Here is a 14,025-nt window from a genome sequence, read left to right as displayed (position 1 = left end):
CACTTCGCAGCACGGGTAACCGGCCCGTGCTCGACCTGCGAGGAGCCCCCTTGATGGCTGCTTTGACGCCCGAGCTGTTGCCCGAGCCGTGGCCACCGCCTGCCCGCCCGGCGGCGGGCTGATCTCCTGCTTTCTCCCGGCCCCCTGACGGGCCTCGGCCCCGCGTGGGTCTCAAGGCCTGCCCCGAGCGGGCCGAACTCCCCCTTGAAGCGAGTGTGTACGGTGCGCGCGCCCGCACGCGTGCGAGATCAGTGAGGTTCGTCCATGCACGACAGCAGCGAATCCGGCTCCACCGCCATGACGGCGGTGTCCGGCGGCAGTCCCGGGGCCCCCGGTACGAAGGGCGCCCCGCCGTCCTCCGGTGAAGGACCGCGGCTCGACCGCCAGTTGTCCAATCGGCACATCCAGCTCATCGCGATCGGCGGTGCGATCGGCACCGGCCTGTTCATGGGCTCCGGCAAGACGATCTCGCTCGCCGGACCCTCGGTGATCTTCGTCTACATGATCATCGGCGCGATGCTGTTCTTCGTCATGCGCGCCATGGGCGAACTGCTCCTGTCCGACCTGCGCTACAAGTCCTTCGCCGACTTCGCCTCCGACCTCCTCGGTCCCTGCGCGGGCTTCTTCACCGGCTGGACGTACTGGTTCTGCTGGATCGTCACCGGTATCGCCGACGTCGTCGCCATTTCCGGATATGTCGCGTACTGGTGGGACGGGGCGCCGCTGTGGATCCCCGCGCTGGCCGCGGTCGTGGTGCTCATCGGGCTCAACCTGCCCACGGTGAAGGCGTTCGGTGAGACCGAGTTCTGGTTCGCGCTGATCAAGATCGTCGCTATCGTCGCGCTGATCGTCGTCGGCCTCGTCATGGTGTTCAAGGGCTTCGAGTCCACCAGCGGCGCCACCGCGAGCTTCGCCAACCTCTGGAACGACGGTGGCTTCTTCCCGACCGGTCCCATGGGCTTCGTGGCCGGCTTCCAGATCGCCACGTTCGCGTTCGTCGGCATCGAGCTCGTCGGCACCACCGCCGCTGAGACCAAGGACCCGGAGAAGAACCTCCCCAAGGCCATCAACTCGATCCCCGTGCGCGTGATGCTCTTCTACGTCGTCGCGCTGGTCGTGATCATCTCCGTGACGCCCTGGCGGGAGATCAGCGCCGATCGCAGCCCGTTCGTCGTGATGTTCACGCTCGCCGGGCTCGCCGTCGCCGCCTCGGTGATCAACTTCGTCGTCCTCACCTCTGCCACCTCGTCGGCCAACTCCGGCATCTACTCGACGTCCCGGATGGTCTACGGACTGGCCCACGAGGGCGACGCACCCGCCTCGTTCGGCAGGCTGAGCTCGCGCCGGGTGCCGGTCAACGCGCTGCTGCTGTCCGGGATCTTCCTGCTCGGCGGTGTCGTCATGGTCGCGATCGGCGGCTCGATCATCGAGGCGTTCACGCTGGTCACGACCATCTCGTCGGTGTGCTTCATGTTCATCTGGACGATGATCCTGATCAGCTACATCGTGTACCGCAAGCGCCGCCCGCACCTGCACGAGGCGTCGAAGTTCAAGATGCCCGGCGGCGTCGCGATGTGCTACGTCGTGTTCGCGTTCTTCGCGTTCCTGATCTGGGCGTTCACGCAGAAGTCGGACACCCTTCAGGCGCTGCTCGTCACCCCGGTCTGGTTCCTCGTCCTCGCCGTCGCGTGGCTGGCGATGGGCCGCAGCCGGGCACGCCGCGCGCAGGCGGAGGCGGACGCCGAGGTCACCTCGTAGCGGCCGGGCGTCGGCTGGTGGCGGCGTACAGCACGAGCGCCGTCACCAGGCCGACCGCCCAGCCGTAGTCGGCCAGCGGCCGCAGCGCCGGAATCAGGCCGTCCGCGGGGAACGGGCCCTTGCCGGGGGCGGAGTGCGAACCGCCCACGGCGAGGATCCCGCCCACGCCGAAGGCGAACAGCGCCCGCCAGTTCCAGCCGCCCGTGTACCAGTACGGGCCGTGCCGGTCGTAGAGCCCGGCCAGATCGAGGGCCGTACGGCGGACGACCCAGTAGTCCGCGATCATCACGCCCGCCACCGTGCCGAGCAGCCCGCCGACCACGCCGAGCCACGTGAAGATGTACAACTCGGGCGTCTCGGTCAGCTTCCACGGCATCACCAGAACCCCGACGACACCCGTGATCACCGCTCCCGTACGGAAGTTGATCACCTTCGGCAGCAGGTTCGACAGGTCGTACGCGGGCGACACCACGTTCGCCGCGATGTTCACGGAGATCGTCGCGATCAGGACCGTCACCAGGGCGAAGAGCAGCCCGAAGACGTTGTCGGTCTTCGCCGCGAGCTGCACCGGATCCCAGACCGGCACCCCGTACACGACCTGCGAGCCGGACGTGACGAGGACGGAGAGCAGCGCGAATGCCGTCATCGTCGTCGGCAGGCCGAGCGACTGGCCCCAGACCTGCGCCCGTTGGCCCTTGCCGAAGCGGGTGAAGTCGGGGATGTTCAGGGACAGCGTCGACCAGAAGCCGATCATCCCCATCAGGGCGGGGAAGAACACCGGCCAGAAGTCCGCGCCCCAGCCCAGCTTCGACGGCTGGTCGAGCAGCGGGCCGAAGCCGCCCGCCTTCACCGTGATCCACGCGAGCAGCACCACGGCACCGACCAGGACGAACGGCGCCGCCCAGTTCTCGAACCGCCGCAGGGTCTGCATCCCCCGGTAGATGATGGCCAGTTCGAGCACCCAGAAGATCACGAAGCAGAGCCACAGCGTCCACGGATGGCCGCCGATCTCCGTGGCCGTGGTCCAGCCGCCGAACACCTTGCCGAGCAGCAGGAAGATGCCCTGCCCGCCGATCCACGTCTGGATGCCGAACCAGCAGCAGGCCACGGCGGCGCGAAGGAGCGCGGGCAGATTGGCGCCGCGAAGCCCGAACGAGGCGCGCACGACGACCGGGAACGGAATGCCGTACTTCGGTCCCGCGTGCCCGGTGAGCAGCATCGGCAGCAGCACGATCACGTTGGCGAGCGCGATGACGAGGACCGCCTGCTTCCAGTCCATGCCGAGCGCGACGAGCCCGGAGGCGAGCGTCCAGGACGGGATGTTGTGGGCCATGCCGATCCACAGCGCCGTGTAGTTGTAGACGCCCCAGGTGCGGCGCTCCATCGGCACCGGCAGCAGGTCGCTGTTGGCGAACCGCGGATCGTCCAGGGCCACCCCCTCGGCGAGCGACACCCGCCCGTCGGAGTGCGTGCGCTGGGTGACCGGCGCGGAAGGAACCGTGGCTGCCATCGTGCCCTCCCTCTGCTGCGGGTGGGGCAGGACTCTACAGCTCGGGCGCGAGAAACTGAGCCCCTCCGACAGGCCCGGAACTGAGCCCCTCCGACGGGCCCGGAACCGCCCGACTAACCCGGCTCGGGCAGCGCCTCAACCGCCGCTCGGGCCGCCCGCACCGCGCCGTCGCGGATCGTGTCCGCCTTGGGCGCGGACTCCGACTGGAAGTCACTGCCGTTGTACGTGACCGTCACGACGGCGTTGCCGGAGCGGGCGACCAGCTTGGCCTCGCGGCTCTGCTGGCCGTCCTTCTCGCTCAGCTTCATGACGACGGCGGCCTGTTCCCCCAGGCCGTCCACGGACTCGGCGGCGCCGCCGGTGCGCGCCGCGTACGCCGAGCGCGCGGCGGCCGTCGAGTCCCGCAGGTCATAGCCGATGTCCAGCCAGCGGTAGTCGTACCCCTCCAGCGCGCTCCACGAGCAGGTGCGGCGGCGCTCCGGGTCGGTCAGGCGCAGCTCCTTGCCGTCGCGGTCCGCGCCCGGCACGAGCTCCTCGACCGCCCCGGACTTCAGCACCCCGCAGGGCGCGGGCGGCTTGTCGTACGCGGCCTCCGCCTCGGTCACCGCGGCCGCCTTGGGCTCGGCGGCGACCGCGGGCCGGTCCTCCGCCGGTGCGTACGGTCCGCTGGTCCAGGCCCAGCCCGCCGTGGCCAGGGCGGCGACGGGCAGCATCCGTGCGGCGAGCAGCAGCGACAGGGAACGCACGGTCGGTCCTCCTCGTACGGCGGGACGCGGTCGGTCGACGAGCCGTGGCCGTGGTCGGTCGGTGAGGTGTGAGGGTCGAGATTGCCATACGGGACGCGGTACGGGATAGGGGCGCCGGCCGGAACCCACGGACGGGTACGGGCCGCTCACCGAGGGCTGTTCTCCGGGGTTCCGGAGAGCCTCCTCAGGGGACGCGGGCCGTCCACTCCGGGGTCGAGAACTTCGTACGCGCGAGGTGCTGGGCCGTGGCCAGTTCGTCCTCCGTGACCTGGCCCGCCGTGAGGCCGTGCCGGGTGCGGAACGAGTCGATCATGCGCTCGATGACCGCCTCGCGCGGCAGCCCGGTCTGCCGGCGCAGCGGGTCGACGCGCTTCCTGGCACTCCTCGTGCCCTTGTCGGAGAGCTTCTCGCGGCCGATCCGCAGCACGTCGACCATCTTGTCGGCGTCGATGTCGTACGCCATGGTCACGTGGTGCAGGACCGCGCCGTCACCGCCGGTCACCCGCTTCTGGGCGGCGCCCGCGATCTTCCCGGCGTCCGTGGCGATGTCGTTCAGCGGCTGGTACCAGGCCTTGATGCCCATGTCGTCGAGCGCGCCCAGCACCCAGTCGTCGAGGTACGCGTAGCTGTCGGCGAAGGACAGGCCCTGCACGAGCGCCTCCGGCACGGACAGCGAGTACGTGATGGTGTTGCCCGGCTCGCAGAACATCGCGCCGCCGCCGCTGATCCGCCGCACCACCTCGACACCGTGGCGGCGCGCGCCCTCCGCGTCGACCTCGTTGCGCAGCGACTGGAAGCTGCCGATCACCACGGCCGGCGTCGCCCACTCCCAGACGCGCAGCGTCGGCGGCCGCAGACCGGCGGCCACCTCGGCGGTGATCACCTCGTCGAGCGCCATGTGCAGGGCTGGGGACTGCGGGCCCTCGTGGATCAACTGCCAGTCGTAGTCCGTCCAGTCCGTGGCGTGCGCGAGCGCCCGTCGTACGGCGACGCCGACGCCCTCCGCGGTCAGCCCGTACATCACCGTGCCCTCCGGCAGGGCCGCCTCGATCCGGGCGGCCAGGCCCGCCGCGTCCGTGTCGGAGGGCACGCCTTCGAGGGACTGGCTCAACGTGAGGAAGGCGTCGTCGGGTTCGAGGAAGAAGTCACCGGCGACCCGCACGTGCCGCAGCGCGCCGTCCTCCACTTCGAGGTCCACGACGACGAGTTTGCCGCCCGGGATCTTGTACTCACCGTGCACTGCGCCATCCTCCAGCCGGCTGGTCGTACGTCGTACGTGGGGTACACAGGTGCAAATCGTACTCCTCGTCGGGGAGGGTCGCGTTCCTGCTCGGGACGGCGCAACGGCGCGCGAAAACCGGCTCTGTCGCGCGGAGTTGCGAGCAGTTGCGAGCGGTTGCGAGCAGTTGCGCGAAAACACGCCGCACGCGCGTGCCTGGGGCGAGGCCGGGCGCGCGCGTGCGGGTCCTTCATGATGGTGAGGAGTCCAGCGGCTCGGTGCGCTGCTCGGTGGACGGCTCGGCGGCCGGTTCGGCGGCCGGTTCGGTGGACGGCTGGGGTGTGGGCTCCGGCTGCTCCTCCTCGGGGAGGGGAGCGCAGACGTCGAGCATCTCCTGCTGAGGCGCGGCCTGTTGGGAGTGGGGCTGGGACTGGGACTCGGGCTGGGTCGGGGTTCGGGGCTGGGGCTCGGGCTCGGGTTCGCGCAGGGGATCGGGCACGGCGGGTGTCGGTTCCGGCTGCGGTTCCGGTTCCGGCTCTCGGACGGCGCGCAGTCCCGTCGGCTCGGGCCGCCGCTCGCTGCGTGCTTCGGCGCGCGGCGCGCCGCGCTGTTCGGCCCGGGGCTCGGTGGCCTGCGGCCAGTGGCCGTCGAGTACCAGGTCGGCCACCGGCCGGTACGCCGCCTCCAGATCCGGGTCAAGGCGCTCGTGCGTGGCGATGCGGAACAGCAGGGCGCGGACGAGGAGTTGGCGCCAGTGCGGGACGTGCGCCCAGCGGTCGAGCACGCCGATATCGGCCCCGTGCCAGCACAGCGCGTCCACGGCGGCCACGGCGGAGGCCCAGCCCGGCGGGCGCCAGTACGCGGGCCAGTCGATGATCGCGGGCGGCAGCCCCTCGGCGTCGGCGAACAGCACATTGCCGAGCAGATCGCCGTGGACGACCTGCGAGGCGTCCTCGGACAGCGGGGAGCGGGCGGCGAGCAGCGGGGCGACGAGCTCGAACTCCCGGGCCGGTACGGCCTCTTCGGCGGCGGACGCCTCGGCGGAGCCCGCCGCGTACCCCCAGGAGAACCGGTCGGCCCGCGACCACGGGTCGTCCCGCTCGTCCAGGAAGGCGGGGCGGGGGAGTTCGGCGAGGGCGGCGTGGAAGGCCCGGCCCACGCGCAGGACGTCGTCCACGCGCCGCTCGTCCGCGGTGCCGGGCACGAGCCGCCAGGCCTCCCAGCCGCCCGCCGTCCAGGTGCCGTCCATCGACCGCACCGGCGGCGCCACCCGGAACTCGTCGGTCTCCGGCAGGGCGTTGAGCGTGTGGGCGCGCCAGGCGGTCTCGGTGCGCAGACCGGTCCGCTTCAGGACGATGCCGTCCGCGCACCAGGTGCCGCCCTGACCGCCGGGCAGCGGCCGGGCCGGACCCTCGGCGCCGAACGCGGCGAGCACGGGCGGGCCGGGCGGCTCCTGCCGGGGCAGGGTCGAGATCGAGCTCACGTTATTGGCGGAATTGGGCTTATTTGGTCTGATCGTGAACATGGCGCGGAGCGTAGCGGCGATCATGGCCCGCCGCTTCCCGTTCCGCTTCGGCGTGGCGCAGGACCCGCGTGACGACGGCCGCCGTCCGGCTCCGCGCGGGAGCCGGTTAGCCTGCGGGAATGGTCGGTTCCGCAGTCGACGCACCGTGCGTGCGAGGGGAGTTGAAGCCGCCGCGACCCCACCCGGCACACCGCACCCGTGCCACCAGAAACAGCATCCGTGCCACCGAAAACAGCACCCATGCCACCGAAAACAGCACCTACGCGCGCGTGCAGCCCCACTTGCTCGCGCGTGCGGCCCCGCGTACGCGTGCGACCCCGGAACCTGACAGCACCACCCCCGCGTAGCCCCGTACTCGCCACTCGCCACCATTACTCGCCACCACCGTCGTACGAGCCGAAGGAGCCGAGCCGTATGTTCACCACCCGTCCCACCCTGCAGGGCACCTTCGGCATGGTGTCGTCCACGCACTGGCTCGCCTCGCAGAGCGCGATGGCCGTCCTTGAGGACGGCGGCAACGCCTATGACGCCGCCGTGGCCGCCGGGTTCGTGCTGCACGTCGTCGAACCGCACCTCAACGGGCCCGCCGGAGAAGTGCCGATCATCCTCGCCCCGGCCGGCGGCGACGTGCGCGTGCTGTGCGGGCAGGGGCCCGCTCCCGCCGGGGCGAGCGTCGGCCACTACCGTTCCCTCGGCCTCGAACTCGTCCCCGGAACCGGCCCGTTGGCGGCCGCCGTGCCCGGCGCCTTTGACGCCTGGATGCTGCTGCTGCGCGACCACGGCACCAAGTCGCTGCCCCAGGTGCTGCGGTACGCGATCGGGTACGCGCAGGACGGGCACGCGCCCGTGGAGCGGATCGGCGCGACCGTCGACACCGTGCGGGCGCTCTTCGAGAACGAACCCGAATGGGCCTCGTCGGCCGAGGTGTACCTGCCCGGCGGCCGCTCCCCGCGCCCCGGCGAGCTGTTCCGCAACCCCGCGCTCGCCGCGACCTGGCAGCGCCTGCTCGCCGAGGCCGCGCACGACGACCGCGAGACCGAGATCGAGAACGCCCGCGAGATCTGGCGCTCCGGTTTCATCGCCGAGGCCCTGCTGCGCCAGTCCGCCCGCCCCACCCTCGACTCCAGCGGTGACCGCCACACCGGCACCCTCACCGCCGCGGACCTCGCCGGGTACAGCGCGTCCTACGAGGCGCCCACCACGTACGACTGGAACGGCTGGACCCTGTGCAAGGCGGGCGGCTGGAGCCAGGGGCCCGCGTTCCTGCAGCAGCTCGCCCTGCTGCCCGACGATCCGGACGAGCTGCCCGAGCCCGGTACCGCCGCCTACGTCCACCGGCTCGTGGAGGGCTGCAAGCTGGCGATGGCGGACCGGGAGGCCTGGTACGGGGACGCCGCCGAGGTGCCGCTGGACGCGCTGCTCTCCGCCGCGTACAGCGCCGAGCGGCGCTCGCTCATCGGGGAGCGCGCCTCGCGCGAACTCCGTCCCGGCAGCCCGCAGGGGCGCGCTCCGCGGCTTGCGGCGGCCGCGCGGACCGTGCTCGACGGGGCGTACGCGATGGGCACACCCGTCGCCGGGGCCGGTGAGCCGACCGTGGCGCGCGGCGGCGAGACCCGCGGCGACACCTGTCACCTCGACGTCGTCGACCGCTGGGGCAACATGGTCGCGGCCACGCCCAGCGGCGGCTGGCTGCAGTCCAACCCGGTCGTGCCCGAGCTCGGCTTCCCCCTCGGCACCCGGCTCCAGATGGCCTGGCTCGAACCCGGACTCCCCAACTCCCTCACCCCGGGCCGCCGTCCCCGCACCACGCTGACGCCGTCCCTCGCCCTGCGGGACGGCGAACCTGTCCTCGCCTTCGGGACGCCGGGCGGTGATCAGCAGGACCAGTGGCAGCTGCACTTCTTCCTCGCCGTCGCCCTGCGTGACCGGGTCCGCGGCGGCCTCGACCTGCAAGGCGCGATCGACGCCCCGAACTGGCACACCGACGCCTTCCCCGGCTCGTTCTTCCCGCGCGGCATGCGGCCCGGCAGCCTGACCGTCGAGTCGCGGCTCGGCGCCGACGTGATCGCCGAGCTGCGCGAGCGCGGCCATGACGTCACCGTGGGTGAGCCCTGGTCGGAGGGCCGCCTGTGCGCCGTCGCGCGCGACCCCAGGACCGGTGTGCTCTCGGCGGCCGCCAACGCGCGCGGGATGCAGGGGTACGCGGTGGGCCGGTGACGCTGAGCAGGCTTTGTGACCGTACGGCAGCCCGTGGTGACCGTACGAAATGAGCCGAATCTCAGCGTTCACGGGGATTCAAGCCGTCGTCCACCGGCCGGGTGGGGGTTGTCAGTGTCGCGTGATGTGATGGGACACATGATCGAAGACCTCGAAGGCTTTCTCGACACCGGTCTGGCCGAAGTGGAGGAGGCTGTCCGCAAGGCCGCCGCAGTTGAGGTGATGCCGCGCTTCCGCCAGCTCGCCGTGCACGAGATCGTCGAGAAGCAGGGCCCGCACGACCTCGTGACGGTCGCCGACCGCCGCGCCGAGGAACACCTCACGGCGTCGCTCACGGCCCTGCTTCCCGGCTCGGTCGTGGTCGGCGAGGAGGGCGTGCACGCCGACCCGTCGAAGCTGGACGCGCTGCACGGCGACGCGCCCGTGTGGATCGTCGACCCGGTCGACGGCACCCGGCAGTTCGTCCACGGCGACCCCGGATTCTGCACGCTCGTCGCGCTCGCCCACCGCGGCGAGGTCCTCGCGTCGTGGACGTACGCCCCGGCGCTCGAAGAGCTCGCCGTCGCCGTCCGCGGCCGCGGCGCGCGCGTCGGTGACCGGGTGCTGCGGCCGGGCGCGCCCGAGGCAGGGCACGTCCTCGAAGTGGCCATGTCCCACCCGGACTTCACGACCGACGAGCAGAAGCACGCACTCCTCGGGCTCGACGTGGACGGGGTGCACGGACGCCCCTGCGGCTCGGCCGGCCTTGAGTACCTGGCGATAGCCAAGGGCGAGGTGGACGCGGTCGCGTTCTCCTGGGAGAACTCCTGGGACCACGCGGCCGGCCTGCTCCTCGTCGCGGAGGCGGGCGGCACCCACAGCACCCTGGCGGGCGAGCCGTTCCGCATCGAGGGCGGCAACGCCCTGCCGTTCACGGCCGGCCGGGACGCGGGGACGGTGCAGCGGGTCCTGGAGCTGCTGCGGGCCGGGGCCTGAGCCTCACCTGCGGCTGACTCCGGCTCTCCGCCGCGCAGTTGAGCCGTACGCCGACCACCTCGAACTCGCCCACCGTGCCCACGGAGGGCCAGAGTCCGGGCTCGCGCGGCAGGTGGCCCATGTCCACGAACCCGAGCACGGGAAGGCCGAGTCCGACGAACAGGCCGGTGACGCCCGCGCCCCACGGGAGCAGCTCGACCGTTCCGCTCAGGCGCAGGCCGACCGGCAGCGGGCCGGTGGTGACCGTGGCGAAGTCCCGGTCCCGACGGGCCCGTCGCCAGGCCCGCTCGAACTCCGCAGCGGTGACGGGACGGCCGTCGGGGGCGGGGGCATCCGGGTGCGGCGGTCGCGGCGAGGCTCCGGCGGGAGTCCCGTACGTCGCCTCGTACACCTCGACGCAGAGCGGGCCGAACTCCTCGCGGAGCCAGGCCAGTTCGGAGCGGTCGGCGGCGGTGACGGCCGCGCCGTCCGAACCGGCGAAGGGCTCTTCGCGGGGAGCGTGCTCGGCCAGGTACGGGGGCGGTTCGGTGCGTGCCGTGCCGGTCGAGAACGACGCCTGCCGCAGCACCGCCCCCGAGTCGTCGCACTCGTACCAGTGGTGCGTGGCGGTGCTCGCGTCGTGGTGCTGTGTCCAGTTCGGCATCGGGCGCAGGCTACCCCCGGCGGTGTTGTCAGTGCCCCGGCATATCCTGGGCGGGACCGGCCACACGGGCCCCGGAGTCGACCGAACCGGGGGAGCAGTGGCCCGGCCACCGGCTGACAAAGGAGTCCGAAGGTGCCGTCGATGCTCGATGCCGTCGTCGTGGGCGCGGGGCCCAACGGCCTGACCGCCGCCGTCGAGCTGGCCCGCCGCGGCTTCTCGGTGGCCGTGTTCGAGGCCGAGGGGAAGATCGGCGGGGGCGCCCGCACGGAAGAGCTCACCCTCCCCGGCTTCCGGCACGACCCGTGCTCCGCCGTGCACCCCCTGGGCATCGGCTCCCCGGCCTTCTCCCGCCTGCCCCTGGAGCGGTACGGACTGGAGTGGCTGCACCCCCCGCTGCCGATGGCGCACCCGTTCCTCGACGGTTCGGCGGCCGTCCTGTCCCGCTCCGTCGCTGAGACGGCCCTGTCGTTCGGCCCGCGCGACGCGGGTGCGTACCGCCGCCTCGTCCATCCCTTCATCGGCAAATGGGACACGCTCGTACGGGACTTCATGTCCCTGCCGTCCACCGCGCTGCCCCGTGACCCGGTCACCCTCGCGCGCTTCGGCCTCGCCGGACTCATGCCGTCGACCTGGCTGATGGCCCAGCGGTTCCGGGACGAGCGGGCGAAGGCCCTGTTCGCCGGGCTCGTCGCGCATGTCATCGCCCCGCTCGGCGGCCCCGCCACCGCGGCCGTGGGCCTGGTCTTCGCCCTCGCCGCCCACGAGCGCGGCTGGCCCGTGGCGAAGGGCGGCTCGCAGTCCGTCTCCGACGCGCTCGCCGCGTATCTGCGCGATCTGGGCGGCGCGGTGCACACCGACTTCGAGGTGAAGCGCCTGGACGACCTGCCGCCCGCCCGCGCCTACGTCTTCGACACCGCCCCCACGGCCCTCGCGAGGATCGCGGGCCTGGGATGGGTGTACGACGGATACCGGTACGGCGCAAGCGCGTTCAAGATCGACTACGCCCTGGACGGCCCAGTGCCCTGGACCGCCGAGGAGGCGCGCGGCGCGGGCACCGTGCAGGTCGGCGCGAGCAAGGCGGAGATCGGCGCCGCGCTCGACGCCGCGTCCCGTCAGCGGCGCGCCCCGGACCGGCCGTTCCTCATCACCGCGCAGCCCAGCCTCGCCGACCCGAGCCGCGCCCCCGAGGGCAAGCACGCGTTCTGGGCGTACGGACACGTGCCCAACGGCTGGGAGGGGGACCTCACCGACGCCGTGGAGCGGCAGTTGGAGCGGTTCGCGCCCGGCTTCCGCGACCGGGTCCTGGCCCGCGCCACGGCCGGCCCGCCCCAACTCGCCGCGCGCAACGCCAACTACATCGGCGGGGACATCGCCTGCGGCGCGGCCTCAGGACTTCAGCTGGTGCTGCGCCCCAAGCCGTCGCTGTTCCCGTACAACACACCGCACCCCGCGGTGTTCCTCTGCTCCCAGGCGAGCCCGCCCGGGCCGGGAGTGCATGGGATGTCGGGGCACAACGCGGCGAAGGCGGTGTGGAGGCGGTTGCGGGCGTCCCGATAGGGGTGCCCCGATAGGGGCGCGGGGAACTGCGCGACCAGCCACGACGGCGTCGCACCCGCCGATGATGGGCACCCGGCAGACACGTCTGCCCGATCAGCAACGTCGGCCGGTACGGGCCGTCGAGGGTTGCTCGCGCCCCGCGGCGCAGCCGCTGATGTCACAGCCCCGCGCCCCTGACGGGGCACCCTAGGTGCATGAGCACCCACCTCACCCTCATCCAGGGCGACATCACCCAGCAGTCCGTCGACGCCATCGTCAACGCCGCCAACTCGTCGCTGCTCGGCGGAGGCGGTGTCGACGGGGCCATCCACCGCCGCGGTGGCCCCGAGATCCTCGACGCCTGCCGGGACCTGCGCGGCTCGCACTACGGCAAGGGCCTGCCGACCGGACAGGCCGTGGCCACGACCGCCGGGCGGCTCGACGCCCGCTGGGTGATCCACACGGTGGGCCCGCGCTGGTCCGCGGACACGGACCGCTCCGAACTCCTCGCCTCCTGCTACCGCGAATCGCTGCGCGTCGCGGACGAGTTGGGGGCACGTACGGTCGCCTTCCCGGCCGTCTCCGCCGGGATCTACGGCTGGCCGATGGACGACGCGGCGCGGATCGCCGTGGAGACGGTCCGGGCGACGGAGACTGCGGTCGAGGAGGTCCGCTTCGTGCTGTTCGACGAGCCGGCCTACGAGGCGTTCGCGGCGCAGGTGGGCTGACGCGCAGCTGAGGCGACCCACGGCGCCCCTCGGGCCCCGCGAGCGCCCGCGCCACCACATAGGACACGGTCTTAAGGAGGTGTCCACGCCTGCCGGGGCGCGCAGCGTCGGCGTCACCGGCGCCGCATCCAGGCCTCGTGGACGTACGGCCGCTCCGGCCCCCGAGCGCGCGCCCGCGCCCGCCCACGGCGGACCCGCCCACCTCGCCGAGGGCCTACCCCTCCAGCCGGTCCCAGAAGTGGTCCACGATCTTGTCGAGGTAGACCTGCCCGGCCTCGCCCGCGGCCGAGTGGGAGCTGGCGCGCATCAGCGTCGCGGCCATCAGGGTCTGGTACTCGTCGTGCATCGCGCGCAGCGGTTCCTTCAGCTCGCGCCGGTCTCTGGAGAGCAGCTTGGCGATGTCCTTGATGTGGGCCTGCCAGCGGGTGGAGACCGCCTCGGTGAGCAGCCGCGCCAGCTCCTCCTCCAGACCCGTGACGGCGACCAGGTCGCGGGGGGCAAGACCGAGGATGCCGCCCAGCTTGGCGGACTGCTGCGCGTCTCCGCTCCAGCGGCCGCTGGCCTCCATCTGCTGGTAGGCCTCGCGCGTCAGGCCGGTGGCGTCGGCGATGTCGTCCGCGGCGATCCCGCGGGCGAGCCGGTGCTCGTGCAGGGTCCGCGGACGGCCCATGAGCTCGCCGGGGGAGCACCACAGTGCACCGGCAAGGGCGTTCAGCTCATGCGCGGTCGGCGCCGCGACGCCCCGCTCCCACGCGGTGATGTGGTCGGGGGTGATGTGGGTCATTCCGTACGAAGCGCTCATGCCGTACGCGACGTGCCCGGGGGCCATCCCGAGTTTCTCGCGCAAGGTCCGGGCGGCGCGCGCGTTGAAGGGGATCGGTGGGTGCACGGACAGAGAGTAGGCAGGCACGGACCGCGACCGCAGTGCCGCTGTCGCGTGCGTCCAGTTTTGGTGGAGTAGGTCCGTAGCGATTTTGTAGGAAAGAACATACTGATCACTAGTCGGGCGCCAGGCCCAAGTCCCGCTATTTCTCATCGGAATTGTGAACTCCGGCTCGCCGCGTATGATCCACCCCCGAGGTGCCGCATGTGCGTTCGTACGACGGCCGGACATGCGTCTGCCGTGGCACCTGACAAGCCCCAAATCCCGCATCGAATACCGCCATTC

General features: G+C 72.2%; 11 protein-coding genes. 5 read left to right on the top strand and 6 right to left on the bottom strand.

Going from position 1 to position 14,025, the window contains the following annotated elements; translation table 11 throughout:
* Nucleotides 1-264 precede the first annotated feature (264 nt).
* Nucleotides 265-1,758 carry a D-serine/D-alanine/glycine transporter gene (gene cycA / locus QIT00_RS02420; RefSeq protein WP_282533346.1) on the top strand — a complete coding sequence of 498 codons (1,494 nt, stop codon included), beginning with the start codon at nucleotides 265-267 and terminating at the stop codon, nucleotides 1,756-1,758.
* Here cycA and QIT00_RS02415 read toward each other — a convergent pair.
* The 4 genes from QIT00_RS02415 to QIT00_RS02400 all read right to left on the bottom strand — a co-directional run bounded on the left by QIT00_RS02415 (nucleotide 1,748) and on the right by QIT00_RS02400 (nucleotide 6,758).
* The gene (locus tag QIT00_RS02415) at nucleotides 1,748-3,268 is read right to left on the bottom strand and encodes an NCS1 family nucleobase:cation symporter-1 (RefSeq protein ID WP_282533345.1); all 1,521 of its coding nucleotides are present in this window, start codon (nucleotides 3,266-3,268) and stop codon (nucleotides 1,748-1,750) included. The two genes, cycA and QIT00_RS02415, sit on opposite strands and share 11 nt — an antisense overlap.
* Before the next feature lie 113 nt (nucleotides 3,269-3,381).
* On the bottom strand, nucleotides 3,382-4,014 hold the full coding sequence (locus QIT00_RS02410; protein ID WP_282533344.1) for a hypothetical protein: 633 nt from the start codon (nucleotides 4,012-4,014) through the stop codon (nucleotides 3,382-3,384).
* 184 nt (nucleotides 4,015-4,198) lie between these two features.
* Nucleotides 4,199-5,254, bottom strand: a complete 1,056-nt coding sequence (locus QIT00_RS02405) for a lipoyl protein ligase domain-containing protein (RefSeq protein WP_282533343.1) — start codon at nucleotides 5,252-5,254, stop codon at nucleotides 4,199-4,201.
* 229 nt (nucleotides 5,255-5,483) lie between these two features.
* A complete protein-coding gene (locus QIT00_RS02400) occupies nucleotides 5,484-6,758 on the bottom strand; it encodes a TIGR02569 family protein (protein WP_282533342.1) in 1,275 nt (424 codons plus the stop codon).
* Between the two features lie 414 nt (nucleotides 6,759-7,172).
* Between QIT00_RS02400 and QIT00_RS02395 the strand changes: the two genes are divergently transcribed.
* The gene (locus QIT00_RS02395) at nucleotides 7,173-8,975 is read left to right on the top strand and encodes a gamma-glutamyltransferase family protein (protein WP_282533341.1); all 1,803 of its coding nucleotides are present in this window, start codon (nucleotides 7,173-7,175) and stop codon (nucleotides 8,973-8,975) included.
* 138 nt (nucleotides 8,976-9,113) lie between these two features.
* Complete coding sequence (locus QIT00_RS02390; protein ID WP_282533340.1) at nucleotides 9,114-9,950, top strand: inositol monophosphatase family protein; 837 nt, start codon at nucleotides 9,114-9,116, stop codon at nucleotides 9,948-9,950.
* Here the strand turns inward: QIT00_RS02390 and QIT00_RS02385 are convergent.
* Complete coding sequence (locus QIT00_RS02385) at nucleotides 9,886-10,593, bottom strand: hypothetical protein (protein WP_282533339.1); 708 nt, start codon at nucleotides 10,591-10,593, stop codon at nucleotides 9,886-9,888. The two genes, QIT00_RS02390 and QIT00_RS02385, sit on opposite strands and share 65 nt — an antisense overlap.
* A gap of 141 nt (nucleotides 10,594-10,734) precedes the next feature.
* Between QIT00_RS02385 and QIT00_RS02380 the strand changes: the two genes are divergently transcribed.
* Together QIT00_RS02380 and QIT00_RS02375 are read left to right on the top strand one after the other, a co-directional pair.
* Nucleotides 10,735-12,150 carry a phytoene desaturase family protein gene (locus QIT00_RS02380; protein ID WP_282533491.1) on the top strand — a complete coding sequence of 472 codons (1,416 nt, stop codon included), beginning with the start codon at nucleotides 10,735-10,737 and terminating at the stop codon, nucleotides 12,148-12,150.
* 194 nt (nucleotides 12,151-12,344) lie between these two features.
* Nucleotides 12,345-12,857: an O-acetyl-ADP-ribose deacetylase gene (locus QIT00_RS02375; RefSeq protein ID WP_282533338.1), complete on the top strand. Its 513-nt coding sequence runs from the start codon at nucleotides 12,345-12,347 to the stop codon at nucleotides 12,855-12,857.
* 214 nt (nucleotides 12,858-13,071) lie between these two features.
* On the opposite strand, the gene QIT00_RS02370 is transcribed toward QIT00_RS02375, so the two are convergent.
* Nucleotides 13,072-13,746, bottom strand: coding sequence for a helix-turn-helix domain-containing protein (locus tag QIT00_RS02370; protein ID WP_282533337.1), 675 nt, complete (start codon nucleotides 13,744-13,746; stop codon nucleotides 13,072-13,074).
* Nucleotides 13,747-14,025 lie beyond the last annotated feature (279 nt).

Source organism: Streptomyces luteolus (genome assembly GCF_029968015.1).
GTDB classification, from domain to species: Bacteria; Actinomycetota; Actinomycetes; order Streptomycetales; family Streptomycetaceae; genus Streptomyces; species Streptomyces luteolus.
This window is presented reverse-complemented; position numbering and strand designations above follow the sequence as displayed.

What these genes read in the sequence shown, in the direction of transcription:
- QIT00_RS02380 (WP_282533491.1), top strand. Translation starts at nt 10,735, where the DNA reads ATGCTCGATGCCGTCGTCGTGGGCGCGGGGCCCAACGGCCTGACCGCC.
- QIT00_RS02415 (WP_282533345.1), bottom strand. Translation starts at nt 3,268, where the DNA reads ATGGCAGCCACGGTTCCTTCCGCGCCGGTCACCCAGCGCACGCACTCC.
- QIT00_RS02390 (WP_282533340.1), top strand. Translation starts at nt 9,114, where the DNA reads ATGATCGAAGACCTCGAAGGCTTTCTCGACACCGGTCTGGCCGAAGTG.
- QIT00_RS02400 (WP_282533342.1), bottom strand. Translation starts at nt 6,758, where the DNA reads ATGTTCACGATCAGACCAAATAAGCCCAATTCCGCCAATAACGTGAGC.
- cycA (WP_282533346.1), top strand. Translation starts at nt 265, where the DNA reads ATGCACGACAGCAGCGAATCCGGCTCCACCGCCATGACGGCGGTGTCC.
- QIT00_RS02385 (WP_282533339.1), bottom strand. Translation starts at nt 10,593, where the DNA reads ATGCCGAACTGGACACAGCACCACGACGCGAGCACCGCCACGCACCAC.
- QIT00_RS02395 (WP_282533341.1), top strand. Translation starts at nt 7,173, where the DNA reads ATGTTCACCACCCGTCCCACCCTGCAGGGCACCTTCGGCATGGTGTCG.
- QIT00_RS02375 (WP_282533338.1), top strand. Translation starts at nt 12,345, where the DNA reads ATGAGCACCCACCTCACCCTCATCCAGGGCGACATCACCCAGCAGTCC.